Source organism: Kitasatospora sp. NPDC001095 (assembly GCF_053598615.1).
This window is the reverse complement of the sequence record NZ_JBSFKQ010000077.1, coordinates 1-26,749: the sequence shown is the minus strand read 5'-3', so window position 1 is coordinate 26,749 and position 26,749 is coordinate 1. Positions and strand designations below refer to the sequence as shown.

The window sequence follows — 26,749 nt, the reverse complement described above, 5'->3', positions numbered from 1 at the left end:
GTGTCGGCCTGCTCCAGGATGAGGTGGGCGTTGGTGCCGCTGATGCCGAACGAGGAGACGGCGGCCCGGCGGGGACGGTCGTCCTCGACGTCCCAGGGCCGTGCCTCGCTGAGCAGTCGCATCGTGCCGTCGGACCAGTCGACGTGGCTGGTCGGCTGTTCGGCGTGCAGGGTGCGCGGCAGGATGCCGTGCCGCATCGCCATGACCATCTTGATCACGCCCGCGACGCCCGCCGCCGCCTGGGTGTGCCCGAGGTTGGACTTGATCGAGCCGAGCCAGAGCGGCCGTTCGGCGTCGTGGGCGCGTCCGTAGGTGTTGAGGAGCGCCTGGGCCTCGATCGGGTCACCGAGCGAGGTGCCGGTGCCGTGCGCCTCGACCGCGTCCACCTGGTCGGCGGTGAGCAGGCCGTTGGCGAGCGCCTGCTGGATGACGCGTTCCTGGCTGGGGCCGTTGGGTGCGGTGAGGCCGTTGCTGGCGCCGTCCTGGTTGACGGCGCTGCCCCGGATGACAGCCAGCACCGGGTGGCCGTTGCGGCGGGCGTCCGAGAGCCGCTCCAGGACGAGGAGGCCCACGCCCTCGCTGAAGCCGGTGCCGTCGGCTTCGTCGGAGAAGGCCTTGCAGCGGCCGTCCGGGGCGAGGCCGCGCTGCTTGCTGAACTCGGTGAACAGCACGGGGGAGGACATCACGGTGACGCCGCCGGCCAGGGCGAGTGCGCACTCGCCCTGGCGCAGCGACTGCACGCCGAGGTGCAGGGCCACCAGCGAGGAGGAGCAGGCCGTGTCGATGGTCAGCGCCGGGCCCTCCAGCCCCAGGGTGTAGGCGATCCGGCCGGACGCGACACTGGAGGTGTTGGTGACGAGGTAGCCCTCCAGCTCGGGGCGGACCTCCTCGGGCCTGGCGTAGTCCTGGGCGATGGCCCCGACGAACACGCCGGTGTCGCTGCCGCGCAGCGAGTCCGGGTCGATGGTCGACCGTTCCAGTGCCTCCCAGACCGTCTCCAGGAGCACGCGCTGCTGCGGCTCCATGGCCTCGGCCTCGCGCGGGCTGATGCCGAAGAACTCGGCGTCGAACCGGTCGGCGTCGTACAGGAACCCGCCCTTGGCGACGTAGGTGCTGGCGGGCGCCTCGGCCTCCGGGTCGGGCACGTGCAGGGTCTCCAGGTCCCAGCCGCGGCCCTCGGGGAAGTCACCCACCGCGTCGCCGCCGGCCTCCAGCAGGCGCCACAGCTGCTCGGGGCTGCGGACGTCACCCGGGAAGCGGCAGCCGATGCCGACGACGGCGATCGGCTCGTGGGCCGCTGCCTGGGCGTCGGTCAGCCGTTGCCGGGTCTGCTGCAGGTCGGTGGTGACCCGCTTGAGGTAGTCCCGGAGCTTCGCTTCGTTGGTGGCCATGAACCCATCCCTCGCAAGGTGCCAGACGGTCGTGCCCGGCAACGTCGCCGAACGTGCTTGCGGGCTGCTTAGCGTGGTCTAAAGCCGGAGGGACGGTACGGGCGTCGCCGCCGGGTCCGCCCCCGTCCGCCGGACGGGAGGGCGAAGACAGACCCAAGGGGGCCTTTAGCCGGGCGGTCGAGGGTGGCCGGCATGGAAGCCTCGGACGTTCACATCCTGTCGGCCGGCACCGCGCTGCCCGGCGATCCGCTGGACAACGCGGGCCTGGCCCGCCACTTCGGCATGGACCCCGTGTGGGAGCAGTGGGTCGACGCGTTCGTCGGTACCCGCGCCCGCCACCTCTCGGTCGACCTGGCCACCGGAAAGCTGCGCTCCTCGCTCGCGGACCTGAGCACCGAAGCCGCCGCGCGGGCCCTGGACGCGGCCGGCCTCGGCCCGGACGACGTCGACCTGCTCGTTCTCGGCACCGCGACTCCGGACCAGTTGATGCCCGCCACGGTCAACCTGGTGGCGGACCGGCTCGGCATCAACGGCGTGCCGACCTACCAGCTCCAGTCCGGCTGCGCGGGCGCGTTCCAGGCCCTGGAGGTGGGCCGCAAACTCCTGCTCGCGGGCGAGGAGCGGACCGCGCTGGTGATCGGCGGCGAGCTGTGCTCCCGGCACTACGACCCCGGTGTCGACCTGGCGAAGCTGGACTCCGCGGAGCTGGTGAACTTCGTGCTGTTCGGCGACGGCGCGGGGGCGGCGGTGCTGAGCACCGAGCCCGCGCCGGGCACCCCGGTGATCCGGCGGGTGCTCAACCGGCTGACCGGCCTCGACCGGGCGCCGGGCCAGATCGTGGAGTGGACCGGCGCCCTGGACCGCGACGCGACGGACCGCGCGTACATCAAGGAGGACTACAAGGCGATCGAGCAGTCCGTGCCCGTGATGTCGCGGGAGATCGCGGAGGAACTGCTCGGCGACCTCGGCTGGGAGCCGACCGACGTCGACTACCTGCTGCCGCCGCAGCTGTCGGGGCGGATGACCCAGCGGATCGTGGAGTCCCTGGGGATGCCGACGGCGGAGGAGGTCAGCCTGGTCGACCGCATCGCCAACACCGGCAACGCCATGCCGTTCTTCCAGCTGGAGCGGACGCTGCCGCAACTGGCCGAGGGCGACCGGGTGCTGGGGGTGTCGGTGGAGTCCAGCAAGTGGCTCAAGGCCGGCTTCGTCCTCGAGGTGGTGTGACGGGGACGACGACGAAGGAGCGGCGCGGACCCCTCGGTCCGCGCCGCTCCTTCGTCTCCCGGCCCGCTCAGCGCGGCTCGCCGAACCACCGCGCCAGGGCCGCCGCCGGCTCGCCCGCGCCCGTCGTCCACACCACGTGGCCGTCGGGGCGCACCAGCGCCGGGGCGGGGACCCCGTCCGGCGCGACGGCGGTGGCCACCCGGTCGGCCCAGCCGGCCGCGAGGTCGGTGAGCGGGAGCCCGTCCGTGCCCTCGGGCACCAGCAGGAGGCCCCTGCCGTCGTGGGGCAGCGGCGCGGGGTCGGGGATCCGCCGCCCGATCAGCGGGTGGGCGTCCTGCCCGTCGTCCGCGCCCGGCACGGTGACGGCGTAGCGCACGTCGACGCCGGTGACCAGTTCGACCAGGTGGCGGTTGACGTCCTCGAATCCGGCCAGCCGCGTCACCAGCGCGCGCACCCCGGCGGTGCGCCCGGGCGGCTCCATCAGGGCGAGCTGGGCGTCCAGGGCGGCCCGGGCGCGTTCGCCCTCCGGGTGCCGTTCGTCGTGGTAGCTGTCCAGCAGCCCGGGCGGCGCCCAGCCGTTGACCTGGGCGGCCAGCTTCCAACCGAGGTTGACGGCGTCCTGGAGGCAGGTGCTCAGCCGCAGCCCGCCGAGCGGGAAGAAGGAGTGGGCGGCGTCGCCGGCCAGCAGCACCCGGTCGTGGCGGTAGCGTTCGGCGTTGCCGCTCACACTGGTGAACCGCTCGGCCCAGCGCAGTCCGCGCGCGGGCAGCTCCCGTCCGGTCAACTCCTTGATGTCGGACTGGAGTTCGGGAAGCTCGACCGGGCCGTCGGAGCCGGCGGCCGGGCCGAGACCGGTGGTGATCACCCGCAGCAGGTCGGGGCCGGCCGGGGCGCCCGAGTAGACCCCGCCGGAGTCCACGTAGTGCGCGCCCAGGTGGTTGGGGGCCAGCTCGGCGAAGTCGACCTCGACGTCGCCGACGCTGCCCGCGACGGTCCACCCGCTGCCGGGGAAGGGGATGCCGGCGAGGCGCCGCACCGCGCTCTGCGTGCCGTCGGCACCGACCAGGTAGGAGGCGGTCAGCTCGCCCTCCCGGCCGTCCGCGCCGCGCAGCCGCAGCGTCACCGGGCCGTCCCCGGTGCCGGTGTCCAGCCCGGTCAGTTCCTGGCCGCGCCGCAGCTCGACCCCGAGCTCGCGGGCGCGTTGCTCCAACAGCGCCTCCAGCCGGTTCTGCGGGACCAGCAGGCCTCGGACGGGCTGCGGGTCCAGCAGCTCGGGGTGCAGCCAGATCAGCGAGAAGTGGGCGCCCGGGAGCGGTATGCCCTGCCCGCGCAGCCGGTCGCCGAGGCCGCGCTGGTCGAGCAGTTGCATCACGGCCGCGTTGACGGCCTGTCCGGGGGCGTGTTCGGCGGGTTCGGTGCGGCGGTCGAGGACCACGGTGCGCACCTTCGCCAGGGCGAGCTCGCAGGCCAGCATCAGCCCGGTGGGGCCGGCGCCCACCACGACGACGGGGTCCGCGGCGCTCTCGGGGTGGTCCGGGGCGGCAGTGGCGGTCACGGGGTCATCCTTTCCGCAGCAGGGGGATCACGGGGGCGAAGTCGTGCAGGGCCGTGGCGAGGAGCGCGTAGGAGGTCAGTCCGTACCGCTCGCGGTGCGCGCGGACCTGCCCGGCGATCTGCCGGTGGGTGCCGATCAGCAGCGTGGGCAGCTCCAGTAGTTCGGCCGTCGACAGATGGGCGGCGAAGCCGGACTCCCGCAGCGCCTCGGCGGCCGCGCGCCGGTCGCCGGTGACGACGATCCGCTTGACGCCGACGTTCAGCTCCGGGTCCCGGCCCAGCTGCGCCGCCCGCTCCCGTACGGTCGCCACCCGCCGCGCGAACTCCTCGGGGGAGTGCAGGACGAAGCCACCGCCGGGCGGCAGCGAGGCGCCGATGAAGCAGACGGTGTCGGCGTGGCGGGCGGCGAGTTCGAGCTCGGCCGGGTCGTCGGCGCCGAGGAGCAGCGGTGGCCGGGGGTGCTGGAGCGGCCGGGGACGGTGGCCGGGGTCGGGCAGCAGCCGCTGGAGCGTCTCCACGGTGTCCGTGAGACGGGCGAGCTTCTGCGTCGCGTCCAGGTGGGCGGTCCGGGCGCTGACGGTCTGCCCGGAGTGCAGGCCCACCTCCAGGCGCCCGCCGGTGATCCGGTCCGTCCCTGCGACCTCCCGGGCCAGGACCTCCGGGTCCCACAGCGCGGTGTTGACCAGGTAGGTGGCCACCCGCAGCCGGGTGGTGGCCGCGGCGGCAGCCACCAGGGAGGGGAACGGCGCGGTCATGCCGAGGTGGTCGGTGGTGGCGAGCAGGTCGTAGTCCAGCCGCTCGGCCTCGGCGGCGATGCCCGGCCAGTCCGCCTCCGGGTCGATCGCCGACACCAGGAAGCGCAGCGGGCGGTCGGCGGCCACGGCGTTCACCCGCCCTCGCCGGGCCGGGAACCGCCCCGGCCCGGCATCCGCCCGCGGCCGCGCAGCAGGGCCAGGGCCGCGCCGAGCACCGCCCGCTGCGGGCCGTGGCCGCCGATCATCTCCAGGGCCGAGCGCAGGCTCCACAGCCGGGACTCGGCGACGTGACCGGGGGAGCCGTGCACGTCGTCGTGGGCCAGCAGCCGCAGTCCGCGCACGTGACGTTCCAGCAGCAGCCGGTCGCCGGGCGGGATGATCTCGTCGCGCTCGCTCGCGATGTACGCCAACGGTACGTCCAGGCGGGCCAGTTCCGCTTCGCTCAGGCCCCAGTCGGAGATGTGCCCGAGGACCGAACCCGGCTCCCGGCCGGTGAGGTGGGCCAGGGTGTCGACGGTGACCCGGGGGATCCGCGGCCGCCAGTCGGGATCGGCGAAGAAGTCGCGGACCGGGGCGCCGGCGGTGACGATCCCGCGCACGCGCTTGTCCTCCAGGGCGGCGCGCAGGGCGAGATGGCCACTGAAGCTCATCATCACCGCGTAGCTGCGGGAGACGTCGGCGCGCCCCTCCAGGGCGTCCAGCAGTTCGCTGACCATCCGGTGGCTGTCGGCCGTGTAGCGCCAGGTGTTCTCGCCGACGCCGGGCATCTCGGTGGCCACGGCGGCCACGCCCAGCCGGGCGGCCCGGGCCAGGATCGGGCCGAACTGCTCCTTGACGCTGACGATGCCGCCGCTGAACAGCAGCAGCGGGGGCAGCTCGCCCGAGCCCGCCGGGTCGAGCCCGGCCGCCCAGCACCGCACCCGGCCACCGGACAGCTCCAGGTCCAGCCGTTGGATGCCGGCCCGCTGCCCGAGCCGCCAGCGGTCGAAGGAGGCGACCGTCAGCTCCTGGGCCTCGGCCCGCGCCGGGCCGTCCACGTACGGGAAGCGGGCGATGTTGAAGTACCGGCCGGCCGACAGCTCCCGCCCGGCGCGCTCCTCGACGGTGCCGGCGGCCGTCCACTCCCGGGCCCAGGAGCCGGGTTCGCCGTCCAGGTCGTGCCCGATCCGGCCCAGCATCCGGCGCGACGCGTCCTGCGGGATGCCGAGGATACGGGCGTGGACCTCCACGAACCGCCTCAGCTCGGTGACGTCGTTCATGCCGTCTCCTCCTCCTTCTCGGCGCAGTAGCCCTCCAGCAGGTCCTTGACCTCGGTGAGGATGTCGGCGGCCTCCGCGCCGTCGATCACCCGGTGGTCGAAGGTGAGGTTGAGCCGCATCACCGGGGCACCGGTCACCTCGCCGTCCCGGACCACGGCGCGGTCGGTGATGCGGCCGATCCCGAAGGTGAGCGTGGTGCCGCCCACCGAGTGGAAGCCGTCCACCGCGCGGTGGCCGAGCGAGGTGACCGCGAAGGTCCCGAAGAAGCGGGGGTGACGCACCAGCGAGCGCACCGCCCGGCGGTAGGCGGCGCGGGCGATCGGGCCCGGCAGCCGCTGCAGCAGCAGCATCGGCGCGAACTCCGGCATCGACACCGGATCACCGTCCCGGTAGCGCTCCAACTGGTACTGGATGTCGGGCAGTTCGGCCCGCTGGAGGTCGGGCAGCACCGCCGAGACGACCACCCGCCGCCCGCCGATCCGCTTGTCCAGCGTCACCTTCCCGGCGACCTCGCCGTAGCGGGCCACCCGGGGCCGCAGCCGTCCCCGGATCGCCGCGTTAGCCTCCGGGTGCGCGGCCAGCACCCGGGCGGCCGCGTGCAGCACGTAGGTGACCACCGACAGCCGACGCACGTCGCGGTGCTCCTCCCGGTGGGCGAGCACCCCCGACATGTCGACCTCGGTGTCCAGGTGCACCGGTGAGAACGGGCGGATCTCGTCGAGGAACAGGAGCGTGTGGCGCCGTTCGCGTGCGATGGCCGATATCTGCATGGGCGCCAATGTCGGCAGTCGGGCCTAAGGGCCCCTTAGCGCGCTCTAAAGACCGCGGGACACCGCCGACGAGCGGGCGCAAGACCTGCTTTAGAGGCCCGAAAGCCCACCGGCACAGCCTGGCCGGGACCCCCGTACGCCGCCGCTCGCAGGAGTTTTCCGGACATGTCCCACCCCACCACTGTGAGTCTCACCGACGACCCCGCGTCGCTGCCCGACTTCCCGCAGCAGCGGCACTGCCCGTACCAGCCGCCGCCGGGCTACCGCGAACTGCGCCGCACCGAGGGCCCGGTGGTGCGGGCCAGGCTGTACGACGGCCGGCCGACCTGGGTGGTGCTCGGCCACACGGAGGCCCGTGCCCTGCTGATCGACCCGCGGCTGTCCTCCGACTGGAGCCGCCCGGACTTCCCCTCGCCCAGCCCCCGGCGCAAGGCCATCCAGAAGGCGACCATCCTGGTCGGCATGGACGGCGAGGAGCACGCCTCCTACCGGCGGCGGCTGATCTCCTCGTTCTCGGTGCGCCGCACCCGCGAGCTCGGCGAGGCGATCCAGCGCCGCTCAGTCGAACTCGTCGACGCGATCCTGGAGCAGGGGCCGCCGGCCGACATCCTCAGCGCACTGGCGCTGCCGCTGTCCTCGTACACCATCTGCGGCATCCTCGGCGTGCCCTACGAGGACCACGACTACTTCGAGGCGCAGTCGGCGGCACTGGTCTCCCCCCAGGTCTCCGAGGAGCAGGCCACCGAGGCCCTGATGAACCTGCGCGGCTACCTGACCTCCCTGGTGGAGCGCAAGGAGAAGGAGAAGGTGCCCGGCGACGGCCTGCTGGACACCCTGGTCTCCCGCGACCTCGCCGACGGAACGCTCTCGCGCGACGACGTCATCCGGCTCGGCATCATCCTGCTGATGGCCGGTCACGAGACCACCGCCAGCATGATCACGCTCAGCACCTTCACCCTGTTGCAGAACCCCGAGCAGCTGGCCGCCTTCCGCGCCGACCCGGCCGGCGGCGCGCTCGCCGTCGAGGAACTGCTGCGCTACCTGTCGATCGGCGACGTCGCCATGCGCATCGCCGCCGAGGACATCACCGTCGGCGGCGTCACCCTGCGCGCGGGCGACAGCGTGATGCTCTCCACCGCCGAGATTAACCGCGACCCGGCGGCCTTCGAGCGCCCCGACGAGCTCGACCTGACCCGCGGCGCCCGCCACCACCTCGGCTTCGGCTTCGGCGTCCACCAGTGCATCGGCCAGAACCTGGCCAGGGCCGAGATGGAGAGCGCGCTCACCACGCTGTTCACCCGGATCCCGGGGCTACGGCTGGCGGTGCCGCCCGAGCAGGTCGAGATCAAGCCCGCGCAGAGCGGCGTCCAGGGCATCTACGAACTCCCCGTGGCCTGGTGAGCGCCGTGCGGATCGTCGCCGACCCCAAGCGCTGCGTCGGAGCGGGCCAGTGCGTGCTCACCGTCCCCGAGGTGTTCGACCAGGACGAGGACGGCATCGTCGCCCTGCTCACCGACGGCACCGCCCGCGCCGCCGACCGCGACCGGCTCGACCAGGCCGCCCGGCTCTGTCCGGCCGCCGCGATCACCCTGCAGGAGGAGGAGACGGAGGCCGACCCGGCATGAGACGCCACCCCGGCCGCGCCCGACGCGCCCGTCCGGCCGCCCTCCTGGCCCTGCTCGTCGCCGCGGCCACCGCCTGCGCCTCCGGCACCGGAGCCCGCTCCGGTGCCGGAGGCGGGCGGATCGTCTACGCCGTCGACTCCCAGCCGGACTGCCTCGACCCGCAGGTCAGCCCGTACGACATCACCGCCGTGATCGACCGGAACATCTTCGACTCGCTGGTGTCCACCGACGCCGACGGCCGGCTCCGGCCCTGGCTCGCCACCTCCTGGCAGGTCTCCGACGACGGCCTGGAGTACACCTTCCGGCTGCGCGATGACGTCCGCTTCCACGACGGCACCCCACTCACCGCCGACGCCGTCAAGGCCACCCTGGACCACACCGTCGCCCCGGAGACCAAGTCCCAGTACGCGGCCGGGCTGATCTCCATGTACCGGGACACCACCGTGGTCGACCCGTACACCGCGCGGATCGCCCTGACCAGGCCGTACCCGCCGCTGCTCCAGCTGCTGTCCACCGCCGTCTTCGGCATCCAGTCGCCCACCGCGCTGCGCGCCGACCAGGGCCGCACCTGCGGGCACCCGGTCGGCAGCGGCCCGTTCGTGTTCACCGACTGGGCCCGCAACCGCCGGATCGTCCTCGACCGCAACCCCGCCTACCAGTGGGCCCCCGAGGACGCCGGCCGCACCGGCCCCGCCCGGGCCGAGGGACTCACCGTGGAGTTCGTCCCCGAAGCCGCCTCCCGCTTCGGTGCGCTGAGCTCCGGCCAGGTCGACATCGCCGCCGCCATCCCGCCCGGCAGCATCAGCCGACTCACGCACGCCGACGGCTTCCGCTTCCTCCAGGCCCCGCAGCCCGGCGCGCCCTACCTGCTGCTGCTCAACCCGCGCCGCGCGCCGCTGGACGACCTACGGGTCCGCCAGGCCCTCCAGTACGCCGTCCGCTACGACGACCTGGTGCGCGCCCTCTACTCCGGCCGCCACCAACGGGCCTGGGGCGTCCTGTCCCCGGCCACCCCCGGCTACAACCCCGCCGTCGAGGGCGCCACCCCGTACGACCCCGGACGGGCCGCCGCCCTGCTCGACGCGGCCGGCTGGACCGGACGCGACGACGCCGGCTACCGCACCCGCGACGGCAGGCGCCTGAGCATCGAGTGGCCGTACATGACCAGCCTGATGCGCGACCAGCGCGTCCTGCTCGCCCAGGGCATCCAGGCCGACGCCCGCCGGGCCGGCATCGAGATCCGCCTCACCGCCCACGAACCCGGCACCTACCTGAAGAAGGCGCTCTCCCGCGACGCCGACATCCTCGCCTTCAGCTGGAACCGCGCCGACCCCGACGTCATGCGCACCTACTTCGCCTCCGACCAGACCGCGGACAAGGGCGGGTCCAACGCCTTCGGCGTCTCCGACCCCGAACTCGACGCCTGGCTCCGGGAAGCCTCCGCCACCTCCGACCGGGCCCGGCGCGACGCCCTCGACGGCCAGGCCCAGCTCCGGATCCAGCAGCAGGCCTACGCCCTGCCCGTCTACGCCCCCACCACCCTGGTCGGCGCCGCCGACCGGGTGCGCGGCGTCACCTTCGACGCCCAGGCGTACCCGCGCTTCTACGACGCCCGGCTGGAGGGATGACCCCGTGACCGCCCCGCTGCGCTGGCTGCTGCGCCGCCTCGTCCTGGCCGCGCTGGTCGTCCTCGGCGCCGCTCACGCCGTGTTCTTCGCGTTCCGGCTGCTGCCCGGCGACCCGGTCCGCAGCGTGCTCGGCTCCACCAACCCGACCCCCGAACTCGTCGCCCAGGTGCGCCGCGAACTCGCCCTCGACCAGCCACTGGTGGTGCAGTACGGGCGCTTCATGGGCCGCCTGCTCACCGGCGACCTCGGCGAGTCCTACCAGCTCCAGCAGCCGGTGGGCCAGGTGATCGGCAGCCAGCTCTGGCCGACCCTCCAACTCGCCCTCGCCGCCTTCGTGCTGGCACTGCTGCTCGCCCTCGCCACCGCCGTGCTCACCGCCGACCGGCCGCGGGCCCGGAGGCTGAGCTCCGCGCTGGAGCTGTTCGCCGCCTCCAGCCCCGCCTTCGGGATCGGAGCGGTACTGCTGGCCCTGCTGTCCTACCGGCTGCGCTGGTTCCCCGCGATGGGCGGAGGCGGCATCTCCGGCCTGGTGCTGCCCGCCGTCACGCTCGCCGTGGGCATGGCCGGGGTGTTCACCCAGGTGCTCCGCGAGGAACTCGAACGCGTCCTCGACCAGCCCTTCGTCCTCACCGCCCGCGCCCGGGGCGGCGCCGAACTCGCGGTCCGGCTGCGGCACGCGCTGCGCCACGGCCTGATCCCGCTGGTCACCCTCGCGGGCTGGGCCGCCGGGGCCCTGTTCGGCGGCGCGGTCGTGGTCGAGACCGTGTTCAGCCGCCAGGGGCTCGGCCAGCTCACCGCCACCGCCGTCCAGGGCCGCGACCTGCCGGTGGTCACCGGGGTCGTGCTGCTGTCCGCGACGGTCTTCGCGCTGATCAACGTGGCCGTCGACGTGCTGTACCGGGTGATCGACCCCCGGATCGCCGAGAGGAGCACCGGATGACCACCAACCGACTGCCGGTCGGGGCCGCGGCGCCCGTCACCCGTCGCCGCCCGCTCGCACGCCTGCCCCGCACCGGGGCCGGGACGGCGCTCGCCTGGGCCCTGCTCGCGCTGGTGCTGCTCGCCGCCCTGGCCCCCGACCTGCTCGCCGGGCAGGACCCGCAGGCCATCGACCCCGCCGACGCGCTCTCCGGACCGAGCCGGCCCCACTGGCTGGGCACCGACCAGCTCGGCCGCGACCTGTTCAGCCGGATCGTGCACGGCGCCGGCGCCTCACTGCTGATCGGCCTCGGCGCCACCGCCCTCGCCCTGGTCGGCGGGGCGCTGCTCGGTGTGCTCGCCGCCACCGCCGGCCGCGCCGTCGACCGGGTGCTGTCCCGCCTCACCGACGTCCTGATGGCCTTCCCGGGCCTGATGCTCTCCCTCATCGTGGTCGCCCTGCTCGGCCCCGGCAGCGCCAACGCCACCCTGGCCATCGGCGCCTCGCTGCTGCCCGGCTTCCTGCGCCTGGCCCGCGGCCAGGCACTCGCCGTGCGCGCCGGCGACTACGTACGGGCGGCCGTGGTCATGGGCCGCGGCCGTACGGACATCCTGTTGCGGCACGTCCTGCCCAACGCCCTGCCGCCGCTGCTGGTCCTGGCCACCGTCAACACCGGCAGCGCGATCATCGCGGGCTCCACGCTCAGCTTCCTCGGGCTCGGCCCGAAGCCGCCCGCGCCCGAGTGGGGCAGCATGCTCTCCGAGGGCCGCGACCACCTCGACACCGCCTGGTCCGTCGCCGTCTTCCCCGGACTCGCCATCACCCTCACGGTCGTCGCCGTGACGGTCGTGGGCCGGGACCTCCAGCGGCGACTGGACGGAAAGGGACGGCCGTGACCGCACTTGACCGAACCGCCCCGCTGCTCGTCGTCGAGGACCTGAGGATCTCCTTCGGCCGCGGCCGCCGGCGCACCGACGTCGTCCACGGCGTCGACCTCGACCTGCGGCCCGGCGAGTGCCTCGCCCTGGTCGGCGAGTCCGGCTCCGGAAAGACCCTCACCGCCCGCGCCCTGGTCGGACTGACCGGCCCCGGGGCGAGCGTCACCGCGCGCCGCCTCGACTACGACGGACAGGACCTGCGCGCCCTCGGTGCCCGCGAGTGGCGGCGACTGCGCGGCGCCGGGATCGGACTGGTCTCCCAGGACGCCCTGGTGTCCCTCGACCCGCTGCGCCGGGTCGGCGACGAGGTCGCCGAGCCGCTCGCCGTCCACGGCATCGGCACCCACCGGGACCGCCCGCAGCGCGCCGTGGAACTGCTGCGGGAGGTGACCGTGCCCGAACCCGAGCTGCGGGCCCGGCAGTTCCCGCACCAGCTGTCCGGCGGCCAGCGCCAGCGGGCCCTGATCGCCGCCGGGATCGCCGCCGCCCCGCGGGTGCTGATCGCCGACGAGCCGACCACCGCCCTCGACCCCTCCGTGCGGGCGCAGATCCTCGACCTGCTCGCCGAGCGCCGGGCCACCGGCATGGCGGTCCTGCTGATCAGTCACGACCTCGCCGCGGTGGCCAGGCTTGCCGACCGGATCGCGGTGATGCGCGCCGGCCGGATCGTCGAGACCGGGCCCACCGAGGAGCTGCTGGCCGCGCCCCGGCACCCGTACACCCGGATGCTGCTCGACGCGGTGCCCACCGGCTGCCGCCCGGCCGAGGCGACGGCACGGGTCGGCGAGCGGGTGGTGCTGCGCGCCGAGGGGCTGACCAAGGCCTACCCCGCGACCGGCGGCCGCCGGGCCGGTACGGTCAGCGCGCTGGACGGGGTCTCGCTGGAACTGCGTGAGGGCGAGACCCTCGGCATCCTCGGCGAGTCCGGCTCGGGCAAGACCACGCTCGGCCAGACGGTGCTCGGCCTGCTGGAACCGGACGCCGGACAGGTGACCCTGCTCGGGCAGCCGTGGTCCGGGCGCGCCGAGGCGGACCGCGCGGCGCTGCGCGGGCGGATCCAGCTGGTGCAGCAGGACCCGCTGTCGTCCTTCGACCCGCGCTGGACGGTGGAGCGCATCGTCGCCGAGGCCCTGGGCGCCCCCGGCCGCCGGGCCGCCCGCCGCCACCGGGCGCGGATCGCCGAACTGCTCGCGCTGGTGGGGCTGGACGAGGGCCTGCTGGAGCGCCGGCCCCGGCAGCTGTCCGGCGGCCAGCGCCAGCGGGTCGCGATCGCCCGGGCGATCGCCCCCGAACCGGAGGTGATCGTCTGCGACGAACCGGTCTCGGCGCTGGACGTCTCCGTCCAGGCCCAGGTGCTGGACGTGTTCGCCGAGGCCCAGCGCCGCCTCGGGGTGGCGCTGCTGTTCATCTCCCACGACCTCGCGGTGGTGCGACGGATGAGTGACCGGGTCGCGGTGATGCGGGCGGGCCGCATCGTCGAGACCGGGGCCACCCAGGAGGTCTTCACCGCCCCGAGGGACCCGTGGACCGCCCACCTGCTGGAGGCGATCCCGCCGCTGGACCCGATCCGCCCCTGACGGCCCGCGCCCGAGGACCGACCCCGGGCGCCCCGCCGCCGACCGCCAGACCGCACCACCCGAACGACGATGGAGAGCCGCACATGAACGACACTGCCGGTCCGATCCTGTCCGTCCTGGACACCGTGCCCGTCTGGTACGGCGTCCCGGCGGCCGACTCGCTGCACCAACTCCTGGAGCTGGCGCCCGCCGTGGAGCGCCTCGGCTACCGCCGGTACTGGCTGGCCGAGCACCACAACATGCCCGCCTTCGGCACCTCCACCCCACCGGTGCTGATCGGGCAGCTGGCCGCCGTCACCTCCACCCTGCGCGTGGGCTCGGGCGGCGTGATGCTGCCCAACCACACGCCGCTGGTGGTGGCGGAGCAGTTCGCCACCCTCGACGTGTTCCACCCGGACCGGATCGACCTCGGGGTCGGCCGGGCGCCGGGCGGGGAGCCGGCCACCGCCCGGGCGCTGCACCGCACCGGGGACCCGGCCCACGCCGGCGCCTTCGGGGAGCAACTCGTCGAGCTGATCGACTACTTGACCCCGTCCGGGGACGGTGAGCGCCCCGCGGTGGCGGTCTGCCCGCCGCCGCAGCGCCCGGTGCCGGTCTGGCTGCTGGGCACCAGCGAGTCCAGCGCCTCGCTGGCGGCCCGCCTGGGCCTGCCGTACGCCTTCGCGCACCACCTCAACCCGGCCGGGACGGCGGCCTCGGTGGCCCGCTACCGGGCGGAGTTCCAGCCCTCGGAACGGCTGGCGCAGCCGTACGTGGCGGTGTCCTCGCAGGTGGTGGCCGCGGACTCGGACGAGGAGGCGCAGTGGCACGCCGGTCCGATCCGGGTCGCCCACGTGGAGGGGCGGATCAACCCGCTGACCCTGTTCCGCACCCCGGAGCAGGCGGCGCGGTACAGCCTGACGTCGGCTCAGCAGGATTATCTGGAGGGGCACTTCGCCGCCCAGGTGGTCGGCGGTCCGGAGACCGTCCGGCGCCGCCTCGCGGAGTTCCGGGCCGAGGTCGGCTTCGACGAACTCCTGGCGGCGACACCGGTGTTCGGCCTGCAGGCGCGGATCCGGTCGTTCGAGCTGCTGGCCGAGGCGGCTCAGCCGGCCACGGACTCGTCCGGCTTGAGCCCGGCCAGCTCGGCCAGCAGCTCGTAGGAGCGCACCCGCTCCTCGTGGTCCTGGACCACGGAGAGCACCATGAGCTCGTCGACGGCGGTCGCCCGGACGAACTCGGTGACCTTCTGCCGTACGGTCTCCGGCCCGCCGAAGATCTGGGCGTCGAACATCTGGTCCACCACCAGGCGCTCCTGGGGTCCGCAGACGAAGGAGGAGGCCTCCTCGACCGGCGGGAAGAGCGGGTTCATCCCGCGCAGCGACTGGGCGGTGATCATCCGCAGGGGCGTGCTGAGCAGCTCGCCCCTGCGGTCGTCCTCGGCCACCGCGCCGAACACGGCGACCATCGAGTACGGCTCGCTGAGGTACTGCGAGGGGCGGAACTCGGCGCGGTAGGCCTGGAGCGCGGCCACCGAGCCGTGCGGCGAGAAGTGGTGGGCGTAGGCGAAGGGCAGGCCCAGGCTCGCGGCGAGCTGGGCGCTGTAGCCGCTGGAGCCGAGCAGCCAGACCGGCACCGACAGTTCGGCGGCCGGGACGGCGGTGACCTGGCCGGGCCTGGCCGCCGCGGCCGGGGCGCCGCCGGGCGGGGCGAAGTGGTTCAGCAGCTCGTGGACCTGGGCGGGGAAGTCGCCCGCGCCCAGCGGGCCGGCCTGGCGGCGCAGGGCGCGGGCGGTGATCGGGTCGGTGCCGGGGGCCCGGCCGAGGCCGAGGTCGATCCGGTCGGGGTTGAGGGCGGCGAGGGTGCCGAACTGCTCGGCCACCACCAGCGGCGGGTGGTTGGGCAGCATGACGCCGCCGGCGCCGACCCGCAGGCGGGTGGTCGCGGCGGCGATCTGCCCGGCCAGGATGGCGGGCGAGGAGGTCGACAGCGACGGCATGCTGTGGTGCTCGGCCAGCCAGAAGCGGTGGTAGCCGAGCCGTTCCACGGCCTGCGCGAGGCGCACGGAGTTGCGCAGCGAGGTCGAGGCCGTCGACCCCTGCCAGACGGGGGCGGTGTCCAGGACCGAGAGCTTGATTCCCAATTCGGAGGTCATGGCGAACAGAATATGGGGACTGTCCCCACTTTTCAACGCCAGCTGTCCGTTCTACAGTTGAGAAGGAAGGGAGCCCTCGGTCCGGGACGGGTTCAGGCGGCTGCCGGCGCCCGCAGGGTGATCGGCCGCCGCACCTCGCCCCGGCCGCTGTCCAGCAGGATCTGGTCGTGCAGCTGGTGCAGCTGGCGGCAGGGCGCGATGCCCAGCTCGCGGTCCAGCACCGACCGCACCCGGTGGAACACCTGGAGCGCGTCGGCCCGGCGGTCCGAGCGGTAGAGCGCCAGCATCAGTTGCCGGTGGAAGGCCTCGATCAGGGGGTGCTTCTTCACCAGCGTGTACAGCGGGCCCACCAGTTCCCGGTGCCGACCCAGCATCAGATCCGCCTCGTTGCGCATCTCGATGCACTCCAGTCGGGCCTCCTCGGCCCAGGTGGCGAACTCGTCGACGATCGCGCCGCCGCGCAACTCGCCCAGCGCCCTGCCGCGCCACAGGGACAGGGCCTGGTCGCAGTGGGTGGAGGCCTCCGCGTACCGGCCGTCCCTGATCGCGGACCGGCCCAGCCGCACCAGCCGCTGGAAGTCGTCCGAGTCCAGGCTGTGGCCGTCGAGCCGGAGCACGTAGCCGGGGTGGCGGGTGACGATCGGCGCGGCCGCCGTCCCCGGCCGCTTCAGCAGCTTGCGCAGCTGCGATATGTAGACGTGCAGCGTCGCCGTGCCGCGGCGGGGCAGTGCGTCGCCCCAGATCTCGTGGCACAGCTGGTCGGTGGACACCACGTCGTCCGCGCGCACCAGCAGAGCGGCGAGCAGGGACTCCACCTTGGGTGCGCTGATGCCGAAGACGTTCTCGCCGTCGGTCATTCGCAGGCTGCCCAGAATCTCGAATCGCATTGTCTGTCCTTCGTGGGGGGATTCGCGTGACCGACGGGCTCAGCGCGACACTGAGCCGTATCGCCCGTCGAGATAGACCAGGGGCTGCGCTGCGCCGCCCTCGACCGCGTGCACCGGCTGACCGATCACCAGGGTGTGGTCGCCGGCGGGCAGGTCGTACACCTTGCGGCACACCAGCGCGGCGGGCACGTCCTCCAGCAGCGGCACCCCGTACGGGCCCGGGCGCCAGGCGGTGGGCGGCGCGAAGCGGTCGATGCCGCTGCGGGCGAAGGTGGTCGCGAGCTCCTGCTGGTCCTCGGCGAGCAGGTGCACCGCGAGGTGCTCGGCCGTGCACACGGCCGCCCAGGAGGAAGCGGTGCGGCCGATGCCGAAGGAGATCAGCGGGGGCGTGGAGGACAGGGACGCCAGTGAGGTGGCGGTGAAGCCGACCGGCTTCGCGCCGTCGGAAACCGTGATGACGGCCACACCGGCCGGATGGCGTCGGAATACCCGGCGGAAGGCGTCGGCGGCGATGGGCTCGCCGTCCGCGAGGCCCGTGGGCGAACAACTCCCGGAAGCCTGCCAGACATGAAGACCGGAAACCTGACTTTGACCCATATCGTTCGCCCCCGTGAAGTGCTCATTGAGGCGGGCGGGGCTGAATGCCCCGCCCGGCGCGTTGTCCTCATGTTTTCAGAGGGATCACTTAACGGCATCAGGGGAAATACGTACGGCCATCAGCCTGGCCAGCTCGGCCCGCGAGCCGACCTCCAGTTTCCGGTAGATCCGGGAGAGGTGGACCTCCACCGTGCGGGGGCTCACCTGGAGCGCCTCGGCGATCTCCCGGGTGCGCTGGCCGGTGCCGGCCAGCCGGGCCACTTCCAGCTCCCGCTGGGTCAGCAGGGCCAGGTCGTCCGCGGCCGGCGGGGCGGGCGTCGGCATCAGCGCGTGGCAGCCGCGGTCCAGGGTGCCCTCGAAGGTGTGGTCCGGGCTCGTCCGGGCGTACAGCAGCACCCCCCACTGCTCGGCCAGCGCGTTCATCCGCTCCGCCAGCGCCCGGGCCCGGTCCGGGCGGCCGGCGGCGGCCAGCGCCCGGGCCGCGCGCAGCCGCGCGGTCAGCTGCGGCAGCCGCAGGTGGGAGCCGTCGAAGAGTCGCTCCGCCTCCCGGTACGCGGCGACGGCCTCCCCGGCCCGGTCCTCCCGCAGCAGGAAGTGGCCTCTGGCCATCGCCGCGTACGCGGAGGTGTGCGGTGTCCCGAACAGCCGCGCGGTGCACTCCGCCGTCTCGGCCCAGTGGGCGCCGCCCTCGACCCCGGCGGCGGTCGCCGCCCGGGTCAGCAGCTCGTGGTAGCGGGCCCGGTTCATCACGGACAGCCCCGTGACCGCGGGGGAGTCCAGCTCGACCAGCAGGCTCAGGCACCGCTCGGGGCTGCCCTGCGTCAGCATCGTCTCGGCCAGCGTCAGCACCGCGGAGCCGTACCAGCTGCCCGGCCCGGGCCGCAGCGCCCGCAGCGCCTCCTCGGCCAGCGCCGAGGCCCGGCTGCTGCCCGGCGGTTCGGCGTAGGTGACGCACAGCGCCTCCTGGGCGAGCGCGTGGGTGCGCAGCTGGTCGGCGTTCAGGTAGGCCGCGAGGTCCGCCGCCCGGGCCGCGGAGCGGCGCGCGCTGGCCGGCCGGCCCTGGACCAGCTGGGTCTCCGCCAGGCCGCTCAGCAGGACCGGCAGCATCGCGTTGTGCGAGCAGTCCGACGTCAGCTCCACGCCCCGCTCGTAGAAGGACTCCGCCTCGCGCGGGCGGCCGAGCGCGAAGGCGCACCAGCCGAGCAGGGCGAGGAACTCGGTGTGCAGGTAGGCCTCGGCGGTCGGCAGCTCGTCCATCTGCCGGACGGCGGCGTCGTACGAGGCCAGGCAGGACTTGGTGCGGCCCTCGCCCAGCTCGGCCAGCGCGTGCAGCACCAGTGCGCCCGCGAGGGTGGTGGGATGCCCGTCGGTCCGGGCCAGCAGCAGCGCCTCGGCGGCCAGTCGCGGCAGGTTCCGGTGCTGGCCCAGCAGGGCGACGATGCCCCGGTAGACGGTGAAGCGGGCCAGCAGGTCGCCGTTGGGGACCTTGCTGGCGGTGAGGGCGGTCAGTTCGCCGGCCAGCAGGGCGTCGGCCGCCTCGTAGCGCCCGTGCAGGCAGTCGACGAGCGCGCACAGCCGCACCGCGGAGCGGTAGGACTCGGTGGGCTGCAGAGGGGTGCCCTGGGTCAGCAGGTGCTGCAGGGTGTCGTTCTTGCAGCCGTACTCGGCGGCCCGCAGCGCCTTGGCGAGCGGGGGGATCAGGCCCAGCAGCCGTCCCGGTGAGTCACCGTTGGGCGGCAGTCCCTTGAGGGCCAGCAGCAGCCAGCGGGCGGCGTCCACGGGGGAGGACGGGACGGCCTCCTCGCCGGCCTTCGCCAGGATCTCCAGGTCCTCGCGGGTGAAGCTGCTGGCGGACAGCTCGATGTGGATGGCGCGCTCGGCGGCGGAGGTGGTCCGGCGGCTGAGCACGGTGAGCGCCCGGCGGTGCGCGCGGGCGCGCCAGCAGTGGTCGGCCTGGTCGTGCAGCATCCGGCGCAGCACGGTGTGCCGGAAGGTGAGCAGCGAGGTGGAGCCGCGCAGCGGGCGCAGGACGTCGACGTCGATCAGTTCGGTGACGATGGTGGTGAGTTCGGGGGCGGGCAGCTCGGAGACGGCGGACAGCTCCTCCCAGCTGAAGCGGTCACCGAGGACGGCGCCGGACTCGGCGACCAGCCGCTCTGCGGGGTCGAGCAGGGCGAGTTCGGCGGCCAGCGGGGCCAGCCGTCCGGTGAGCAGCCTGGTGCCCAGCAGCGGGCTGAGCGGCGCGGTCTCGCCGAGTACGAGCAGGCAGAGGGGGTTGCCCTGGCTCTCGTGGTAGACGGCGGGCAGCCAGCCGGTGTCGGTCGGTACGCCGAGCAGCGAGGCGGCCTGGCAGAGGGTGAGCGCACCGAGTTCGATCCGTTCCACCTGTCCCGACTCGACGCCCTGGGCCAGGGTGCCCAGGAGCGGGGCGTGGGCCTGTCGCGGCCGGTGGACGATGACCAGCAGGACGGGCGCGGGGGCGGTCAACCGGACGAGGTGGTCGGCGAGTTCGAGGGACTGCGGATCGGCCCAGTGGAAGTCGTCGAGGACCAGGAGCAGCCCGCCGCCGTCGCGGGCGGAGCGTTCCAGCAGGGCGCGTACGGCCTGGGAGACGCCGAGCGGCTCCGGTCGCCGGGCGTCGGGGCCGAGTTGGGCGCAGAGCGCCGCGCGCAGCAGCGAGGCGTGTCCGGGAGAGAGTTCGGCCAGCCTCTCCGGGGTCATCACCCCCGCCAGGGCCCGGGTGAAGACGGCCAGCGGGTACTGCCGCTCGGTGGGGGAGCAGCGACCGTCGAGGACGGTGATGCCACGGGATCTGGCCGCCGCGGTCATGGGCCCGAGCAGTCTGCTCTTTCCGGAACCGGGGCAACCGATCAGTTCGATCACCCCGCCCTGGCCGCCCGCCAGCCGGTCCACCGCGCGCAGTAGTTCGAGCGACTCGTCACAGCGGACGGAGGAGATGCGTTCAGGGTTGTCCGTGACCGGCAGCACATTCACCACAGCGAATTGACCTTTCCCCCGGTGGAATAAACGCATGATCGCTTACCGATGACACTCCGCACTGGATGATCGACACCAAGGGCTCGCGGCACGCAGGACATGAAGCGAGGGAGTCCAAGGATCGGTTGTGACGCCTGATCCGGACTCCCTCGGCACTGCACTCTATGCGAAGACAGACGATCTGTTGATCGAATCGTCATATCTAGCGTCGCGGCGTCCCGGGCTCGGCATCGCGCCCGGCTGAGCTACGCCGGGCCGGTCATCCTCGCAGTGCTGCAGGCCCTGCTCGGCTTCACCTCCGGACCCCGTCCTCCGCCTACGATCACTGACCTTTCGCATCAATCATCTAGTCGGTCAGTCTACTAAATGACTGACTCTCAAGTTCGATCACCCGCAGCCGGCGCTCGGGAGCGGCGAGGCCCCGGTCGGCTGTTGCCGACCGGGGCCGGTGCCGGGTGCGGACGGGGGCAGCCGCGCCCGGCGGATGTTCTCGGACGATCGCCCGAGAGTCAGAGGCCCGCGTGCACGGGCTGCTCGTTCTGCTGCTGGGTGTCGCCGCCGGCCGTCATCCGCCGCATGACCAGGGTCAGCAGGATGGTCAGCGCGGTGAACCCGGCGCCCCAGCTGAAGGCCGCCGTGACGCCCTCGGTCAGGACGTAGTCGGCCGCGCCCTTGGTGTCCAGGCCCGCCGGGGCCTCGGCGCCGCGGGTCGCGGCGCCGAAGACGGTCACCATCACCGCGAGGCCCAGCGCACCGCCGATCTGCTGCATCACGTTCAGCAGGCCCGACGCGGCGCCGGTCTCCTCCGGCTTGATGCCGGACATCAGGATCGTGGTGACGCCGACCAGCAGGACGCCCATGCCGAGTCCGGCGACGACCATCGGGCCGAGCAGCGCGGACAGGTAGGAGGAGGACGGCGTGATCTGGGCGAACCAGATCAGCGAGACGCTGATGGCGGCGGCGCCGACGGCCGTCAGCACCCGGGCGCCGAAGCGCGGCAGCTGCTTGGCGGCCACACTGGAGGAGCCGAGGATCAGCAGCGCCAGCGGGACGAACGCCAGGCCCGCCTTGATCGGGCTGAAGCCGCTGACCTCCTGCAGGAACTGGGTGAGGAAGAAGAACATCGAGTTGCCCGCCGCCATCACGAACAGCAGGGCGAGGTAGCCGATGGCGCGGTTGCGGTCGGCGAACAGCCGCAGCGGGGTGATCGGCTGCTTGGCCTTGTTCTCGACCACGATGAACAGCGCCAGCAGGACGATCGCCGCCACGAACGAACAGATCGTCAGACCGTCGCCCCAGCCCTGCTCGGCGGCGCGGATGAAGCCGTACACCAGCGCGGTCATGCCGAGGGTGGAGCTGAGCGCGCCGCCGAGGTCGAAGGAGCCGGGCGTGCGGTCGGTCTCGTGGATGAACATCGGGGCCAGGATCAGCAGCACCAGGCCGATCGGCACGTTGATGAACAGCACCCAGCGCCAGGAGAGCCAGTCGGTGAGCAGGCCGCCGCCGATCAGGCCGATCGCCGCACCCGAGCCGGACACCGCCGCGTAGGCGCCGAGCGCCTTGGCGCGGGCCTTCTCCTCGGTGAAGTGGGTGGCGATCAGGGCGAGCACGGTCGGTGCCGCGATCGCCGCGCCGACGCCCTGGACGGCCCGCGCGGCCAGCAGCATCCCGGCCGAGGTGGACAGGCCGCCGAGCAGGGAGGCCGCCGTGAACACCGTGACACCGACCAGCAGGCCCTTGCGGTGGCCCAGGATGTCGCCGGCCCGGCCGCCCAGCAGCAGCAGGCCGCCGAACGTCAGCAGGTACGAACTCAGCACCCAGGAAAGGCCGGTGGGGGTGAAGCCGAGTGCGTCCTTGAGGTCGGGAAGGGCGATGTTCACCACGTTGACGTCAAGGATGAGCATGGTCTGGAGGGCCAGGACGAGGACGAGCACCACGCCCGGGCGCTTCTCCTTCGTCCCTGCTCCCGCGGCGCCCGTCGGGCGAGCGCCCGCAGTGGTCGCCGAAGTCTGTTCGCTCATGGGTGTGCTGTCTCCTCAGAACCTAAACGGGGACTCTCCCTGTATCCTCCAGGGAAGATACAGGGAGAGTCCCCGTTTATCAACGCCCATCAATCGGCATGAGATCGAGCCGAGCTGAGTGCAAGTCAGTTGACCCCGAGCTCACGGTCGATGAAGTCGAACAGGTCGTCGTCCGAGGTCTCGCCCAGCTGCACCTGCGCGCCCCGGTCGCCTCCCTCGCCGTCCCCGCCCTCGGCCGCCTCCAGCCGCAGCAGCAACTCCCGCACCCGGCCGGTCAGCCGGTGCCGGTCCCCGCCCCCGGCGGGCAGCGAGGCCAGCCGGCGCTCCACCCGCTCCAGGTCCGCCAGCGCCGAGGCCAGCCCGTCCTCCTCGGCCGGGGCCAGCTCCTGCGCCAGGAACCGAGCCAGGTCGATCGGGGTCGGGTGGTCGAAGACCAGCGTGGTCGGCAGCCGCAGCTCGAAGGCCGTGGCCAGCCGGTTGCGCAGCTCCACCGAGGTCAGCGAGTCGAAACCGAGGTCCTTGAACGGGCGCTCGGTCCCGATCGTCCCGGCGTCGGTGTGACCGAGCACCACGGCGACATGGCCGCGCACCAGGTCCACCAACTCCTCCTGCCGCTCCGCCTGGTCCAGCGCCACGAGCCGCTCGCGCACCGCCCGGGCGCCGTCGGGCGCCGCGCCCCCGCCGTCCGCCGCGGTGCGGCGGGTCGGGGCCCGGCCCACCAACTCGGCGAACAGCGGCCGGGAAGCGCCGGCCGCGGCCCGGCGGCGCAGCGCCGACAGGTCCAGGCCCAGCCCCACGGCCAGCGGCTGACGGCCCGCCAGCGCCTCGTCGAACAGCGCGAGGCCCTGCTCGTTCTCCAGGGGCAGGACGCCGTCCCGGGCCATCCGGGCCAGGTCGGCCTCGCCGAGGCCCTCGGTCATGGTGCTGGCCTGCGCCCACAGACCCCAGGCCAGCGAGGTCGCGGGCAGGCCGAGGGTGTGCCGGTGGTGGGCCAGGGCGTCCAGGAAGGCGTTGGCGGCCGCGTAGTTGGCCTGGCCGGGGGTGCCGGTCAGGCCGCTGACCGACGAGTAGAGGACGAAGGCGCTCAGGTCCAGGTGACGGGTGAGCCGGTGCAGGTTCCACGCGGCGTCCGCCTTGGGACGCAGCGCGGTGGCCAGCCGCCCCGGGCTCTGCGCGGCCAGGACGGCATCGTCCAGCGCACCCGCGGTGTGCACGACGGCGGTCAGCGGGTGGTCCGCCGGGACGGACGCGAGCAGGGCGGCGAGAGCGGCCTCGTCGGCGGTGTCGCAGGCCTCGATCCGGGCCCGGGCACCGAGGTCGGCCAACTCCCGCAGCAGCTCCGCGGCACCCGGCGCCTGCGGGCCGCGGCGGCTGGTGAGCAGCAGGTGCCGGACGCCGTGCCGGGTCACCAGGTGCCGCGCGAGCAGACCGCCGAGGGTCCCGGTACCGCCCGTGACGAGCACCGTGCCCTCCGGGTCCAGCGGGGCGGGCAGCGTCAGCAGCGCCTTGCCGGTGTGCCGGGCCTGGCTCAGGTGGCGCAGCGCCTCCGGGGCGTGGCTGACGTCCCAGGCCGTCACCGGCAGCGGGCGCAGCGCCCCCTCCTCGAACAGGGCGACCAGCTCCGCCAGCATCTCCTGGACCCGCTCGCGCGGCACCCGCATCAGGTCGTAGGCGGTGTACGACACTCCGGGGAAGCGCTCGCGCACCTGCGCCTCGTCGCGGATGTCGGTCTTGCCCATCTCCAGGAAGCGCCCGCCGGGCGCCAGCAGGCGCAGCGAGGCGTCCACGAACTCCTGCGCCAGCGAGTTGAGCACCACGTCGAAGCCCCGGCCGCCGGTCGCCGCCCGGTACTGCTCCTCGAAGTCGAGGGTGCGGCTGGAGGCGATCCGCTCCTGGGGCACGCCGAGCGAGCGCAGCGTCTCCCACTTCGGGGCGCTGGCCGTGCCGTACACCTCCAGGCCCCAGTGCCGGGCCAGCTGCAGCGCGGCCTGGCCCACGCCGCCGGTCGCGGCGTGCACGAGCAGCGACTCGCCCTCGCGGACCCGGGCCAGGTCCGTCAGGCCGTAGAAGGCGGTCAGGAACACCACCGGGACGACCGAGGCGTCGGTGAAGCTCCAGCCCCGCGGCATCCGGGTCAGCCACCGGTGGTCGGTGACCGCCGCCGGGCCGACCGCGCTCGGGAACAGCCCCATCACCCGGTCGCCGACCGCCACCGAGGTGACCCCCGGCCCGGTCTCCAGCACCACGCCGGCCGCCTCGCCCCCGATCTGCGCCTCGTCGCCCGGGTACATCCCGAGGCCGATCAGCACGTCGCGGAAGTTCAGGCCGGCGGCGCGCACCCGCACCCGTACCTCGCCGGGCGCCAGCGGGGCACCGGCCTCGGGCGCCGGGAGCAGGGCCAGGTCGCTCAGACTGCCCTTGCTGCGGACGTCCAGCCGCCAGTGCTCGGTGCCCGGCGGCGGGGTGAGCAGCTCGGTGGCGGCGGCCGCGCGGACCAGCCGCGGGGCGTACACCTTGCCGTCGCGCACGGCGAGTTGGAACTCCTCGCCGGCGAGCAGGGCGGCGGTGACGGCCCCGGCCGGGCCCTCGGCGAGCGGACCGTCGAGGTCGAGCAGGCCGAAGCGGTCCGGGTGCTCGGAGTGGGCGGTCCTGACCAGGCCCCAGACGGTGGACGCCGCGAGGTCGCGGATCTCCGGGCCGGGGCGGGCGGCCACCGCACCCCGGGTGACCAGGACGAGGCGGGCGTCGTCGGGGACGCCCTCGGCCAGCCACTCCTGGGTGAGGGCGAGGGCCCGTTCGGCCAGGCCCCGGGCGTGATCGGGCAGTTCGGCGTCGGCCGGTGACTCCCCGGTGAGCGCGGCCAGGACCAGGGCGGGGGCCGACTCCCGGGCGAGGGCCGTCCGCAGGGCGGCCACGTCGGCGTGGACGGTGGCGCCCAGGGCGTCGGCGAGGCCGAGGCCGTCCGGCGCGAGGACGTGGACGCCCCGGGCGCAGGCGGCGGGGTCGAGCGGGGCGGTGGCCAGCGGCTTCCACTCCACTAGGTGCAGCGGGGTGCCCGCGGTCTCCGCGGCCCGGGCGGCCGGGCCGGCGAGGGCGGCGAAGTCCCGCAGCGAGCCGGGGCGCGCGGTGAGCGCGGCGACCGTCGCCACCGGCGCTCCTTCCGGGTCGGCCAGGTCCAGGCGCATGGTCCGCTCGCCCGCCGGGGCCAGCCGCACCCGCAGCGTGCGCGCTCCCAGCGCCGCCAGCCGTACACCGGACCAGCTGAACGGCAGCAGCACGGACCCGTCCTCGTCGGCGTCCAGCGCCCCGGAGGCGAGCGCCCACGGGTGCAGGGCGGCGTCCAGCAGCGCGGGGTGGAGGGCGTGGCCCTCCGTGGCGGCGCCCTCGGGCAGGCGGACCTCGGCGTAGTGGGTGTCGCCGTCGCGCCAGGCCCGGACGAGGCCCTGGAAGAGCGGGCCGTAGGCGTAGCCGTGCTCGGCGAGGCGCGGGTAGAGGTCGGTCAGGTCGACCGGTGTGCCGGCCGGAGGCCAGGCGGTCAGGACCCCGGCGTCCGGGTCGGTGCCGGGGACCGCGTCGGAGAGGGCGCCGGTCGCGTTCCGGGTCCAGGGGGCGGAGTCCTCGGTGCGCGAGTGGACGGCGAAGGCGCGCAGCCCGCGGTCGTCCGGGCCCTCTACGGTGAGCTGGAGTTCGACGGCGCCGGGCCCGCCGAGCACCAGCGGAGCCTCCAGGGTGAGGTCCTCCAGCGTCGCCGCTCCGGCCAGCTCCGCGGCGTGCAGCGCGAGGTCGACGAAGGCGGTGCCCGGCAGCAGCGTGGCCCCGGCGATGGTGTGGTCGGCCAGCCACGGGTGGGTGCGGGTGGAGAACCGGCCGCTGAGGACCAGCCGGTCGCTCTCGGCCAGCCGGACGGCGGTGCTCAGCAGCGGGTGGTCGGTGCCGGACTGCCCGCCGGCCGTCCGGCGGGCCGCCAGCCAGTAGTGGCGGCGCTGGAAGGGGTAGGTGGGCAGGTCGGCGTGGGGGGTGGGGGAGGCCGGCCGGTAGCAGGTGGGGGTGTGGCCGGTGGTGTGGAGGGTGGCGAGGGCGGTGGTGAAGGACTGCGTCTCGGGGGTGTTCTTGCGCAGGGTGGGGATCGCCACGGCGTCGGTGGTGAGGCTCTGGCGGGTGAGCGCGGTGAGGGTGGCGTCGGGGCCGAGCTCCAGGAAGTGGGTGACGCCCGCGGCCTCCAGGTACTGGATCCCGGGGTGGAAGCGGACGGCCTCGCGGACGTGGCGGGCCCAGTACGCGGGGTCGGTGAGTTCCCCGGTGACCGGCTGCGCGGTGAGGTTGGAGATCACCGGGATCCGGGCCGGGCGGAAGGTCAGCTTGCCGATCGAGGCCCGGAAGTCGTCGAGGATGTCTTCCATGTGGGGGGAGTGGAAGGCGTGGCTGACCTGGAGGCGGGTGGTGCGGCGGCCCTGGGCGGTGAAGTGGGCG

The 26,749-nt window shown here is 74.1% G+C and carries 19 protein-coding genes and 1 pseudogene; 9 read left to right on the top strand and 11 right to left on the bottom strand.

The window, feature by feature from the left end:
- A partial coding sequence (locus tag ACWDBB_RS34665) for a type I polyketide synthase (RefSeq protein ID WP_449793389.1) occupies nt 1-1,391 on the bottom strand: 1,391 nt, incomplete at its 3' end.
- Nucleotides 1,392-1,583: 192 nt separating this feature from the next.
- On the opposite strand from ACWDBB_RS34665, the gene ACWDBB_RS34660 reads away from it, so the two are divergent.
- Entirely contained in the window at nt 1,584-2,618 is a 1,035-nt protein-coding gene (locus ACWDBB_RS34660) for a 3-oxoacyl-ACP synthase III family protein (RefSeq protein WP_449793388.1), read from the top strand.
- 67 nt (nt 2,619-2,685) lie between these two features.
- Here the strand turns inward: ACWDBB_RS34660 and ACWDBB_RS34655 are convergent, their stop codons facing one another.
- The 4 genes from ACWDBB_RS34655 to ACWDBB_RS34640 are packed head-to-tail and all read right to left on the bottom strand — an operon-like array spanning nt 2,686 to nt 6,956.
- On the bottom strand, nt 2,686-4,173 hold the full coding sequence (locus ACWDBB_RS34655; protein ID WP_449793387.1) for an FAD-dependent monooxygenase: 1,488 nt from the start codon (nt 4,171-4,173) through the stop codon (nt 2,686-2,688).
- 4 nt (nt 4,174-4,177) lie between these two features.
- A complete protein-coding gene (locus ACWDBB_RS34650) occupies nt 4,178-5,053 on the bottom strand; it encodes a TIGR03621 family F420-dependent LLM class oxidoreductase (protein WP_449793386.1) in 876 nt (291 codons plus the stop codon).
- 5 nt (nt 5,054-5,058) lie between these two features.
- Nucleotides 5,059-6,186, bottom strand: coding sequence for an alpha/beta hydrolase (locus tag ACWDBB_RS34645; protein ID WP_449793385.1), 1,128 nt, complete (start codon nt 6,184-6,186; stop codon nt 5,059-5,061).
- A complete protein-coding gene (locus ACWDBB_RS34640; protein ID WP_449793384.1) occupies nt 6,183-6,956 on the bottom strand; it encodes a 2-oxo acid dehydrogenase subunit E2 in 774 nt (257 codons plus the stop codon). Before ACWDBB_RS34640 ends, ACWDBB_RS34645 begins: the two co-directional genes overlap by 4 nt.
- Nucleotides 6,957-7,121: 165 nt before the next feature.
- Here ACWDBB_RS34640 and ACWDBB_RS34635 point away from each other — a divergent pair, with 165 nt between their 5' ends.
- The 7 genes from ACWDBB_RS34635 (at nt 7,122) to ACWDBB_RS34605 (ending at nt 14,785) form a co-directional block, all read left to right on the top strand.
- Nucleotides 7,122-8,357, top strand: coding sequence for a cytochrome P450 (locus ACWDBB_RS34635; RefSeq protein WP_449793383.1), 1,236 nt, complete (start codon nt 7,122-7,124; stop codon nt 8,355-8,357).
- The gene (locus ACWDBB_RS34630) at nt 8,354-8,581 is read left to right on the top strand and encodes a ferredoxin (protein WP_449793382.1); all 228 of its coding nucleotides are present in this window, start codon (nt 8,354-8,356) and stop codon (nt 8,579-8,581) included. The genes ACWDBB_RS34635 and ACWDBB_RS34630 overlap by 4 nt, the downstream gene beginning before the upstream one ends.
- Nucleotides 8,578-10,209 (top strand): ABC transporter substrate-binding protein, encoded by a 1,632-nt coding sequence (locus tag ACWDBB_RS34625; RefSeq protein WP_449793381.1) that lies wholly within the window; start codon nt 8,578-8,580, stop codon nt 10,207-10,209. The genes ACWDBB_RS34630 and ACWDBB_RS34625 overlap by 4 nt, the downstream gene beginning before the upstream one ends.
- Before the next feature lie 4 nt (nt 10,210-10,213).
- Nucleotides 10,214-11,149 (top strand): ABC transporter permease, encoded by a 936-nt coding sequence (locus ACWDBB_RS34620; protein ID WP_449793380.1) that lies wholly within the window; start codon nt 10,214-10,216, stop codon nt 11,147-11,149.
- Nucleotides 11,146-12,024 (top strand): ABC transporter permease, encoded by an 879-nt coding sequence (locus tag ACWDBB_RS34615; protein ID WP_449793379.1) that lies wholly within the window; start codon nt 11,146-11,148, stop codon nt 12,022-12,024. Before ACWDBB_RS34620 ends, ACWDBB_RS34615 begins: the two co-directional genes overlap by 4 nt.
- Entirely contained in the window at nt 12,021-13,643 is a 1,623-nt protein-coding gene (locus ACWDBB_RS34610) for a dipeptide ABC transporter ATP-binding protein (protein ID WP_449793378.1), read from the top strand. The genes ACWDBB_RS34615 and ACWDBB_RS34610 overlap by 4 nt, the downstream gene beginning before the upstream one ends.
- A gap of 83 nt (nt 13,644-13,726) precedes the next feature.
- Nucleotides 13,727-14,785, top strand: coding sequence for an LLM class flavin-dependent oxidoreductase (locus ACWDBB_RS34605; RefSeq protein ID WP_449793377.1), 1,059 nt, complete (start codon nt 13,727-13,729; stop codon nt 14,783-14,785).
- On the opposite strand, the gene ACWDBB_RS34600 is transcribed toward ACWDBB_RS34605, so the two are convergent.
- The 4 genes from ACWDBB_RS34600 to ACWDBB_RS34585 form a co-directional block, all read right to left on the bottom strand.
- On the bottom strand, nt 14,728-15,777 hold the full coding sequence (locus tag ACWDBB_RS34600; protein ID WP_449793376.1) for an LLM class flavin-dependent oxidoreductase: 1,050 nt from the start codon (nt 15,775-15,777) through the stop codon (nt 14,728-14,730). The two genes, ACWDBB_RS34605 and ACWDBB_RS34600, sit on opposite strands and share 58 nt — an antisense overlap.
- A 92-nt stretch (nt 15,778-15,869) precedes the next feature.
- On the bottom strand, nt 15,870-16,664 hold the full coding sequence (locus ACWDBB_RS34595; protein WP_449793375.1) for an AfsR/SARP family transcriptional regulator: 795 nt from the start codon (nt 16,662-16,664) through the stop codon (nt 15,870-15,872).
- A gap of 39 nt (nt 16,665-16,703) precedes the next feature.
- Nucleotides 16,704-17,261, bottom strand: a complete 558-nt coding sequence (locus tag ACWDBB_RS34590; protein ID WP_449793374.1) for a flavin reductase family protein — start codon at nt 17,259-17,261, stop codon at nt 16,704-16,706.
- 84 nt (nt 17,262-17,345) lie between these two features.
- Nucleotides 17,346-20,258 (bottom strand): AAA family ATPase, encoded by a 2,913-nt coding sequence (locus tag ACWDBB_RS34585; protein WP_449793373.1) that lies wholly within the window; start codon nt 20,256-20,258, stop codon nt 17,346-17,348.
- A gap of 127 nt (nt 20,259-20,385) precedes the next feature.
- Between ACWDBB_RS34585 and ACWDBB_RS34580 the strand changes: the two are divergent.
- Nucleotides 20,386-20,567 (top strand): annotated as a pseudogene (locus ACWDBB_RS34580) (IS982 family transposase); the annotation flags it as partial.
- A 200-nt stretch (nt 20,568-20,767) separates the two neighbouring features.
- Here ACWDBB_RS34580 and ACWDBB_RS34575 read toward each other — a convergent pair.
- Together ACWDBB_RS34575 and ACWDBB_RS34570 are read right to left on the bottom strand one after the other, a co-directional pair.
- The gene (locus ACWDBB_RS34575; protein ID WP_449793372.1) at nt 20,768-22,279 is read right to left on the bottom strand and encodes an MFS transporter; all 1,512 of its coding nucleotides are present in this window, start codon (nt 22,277-22,279) and stop codon (nt 20,768-20,770) included.
- Nucleotides 22,280-22,404: 125 nt separating this feature from the next.
- The coding region (locus ACWDBB_RS34570) for an SDR family NAD(P)-dependent oxidoreductase (protein ID WP_449793371.1) at nt 22,405-26,749 on the bottom strand (4,345 nt) is incomplete at its 5' end.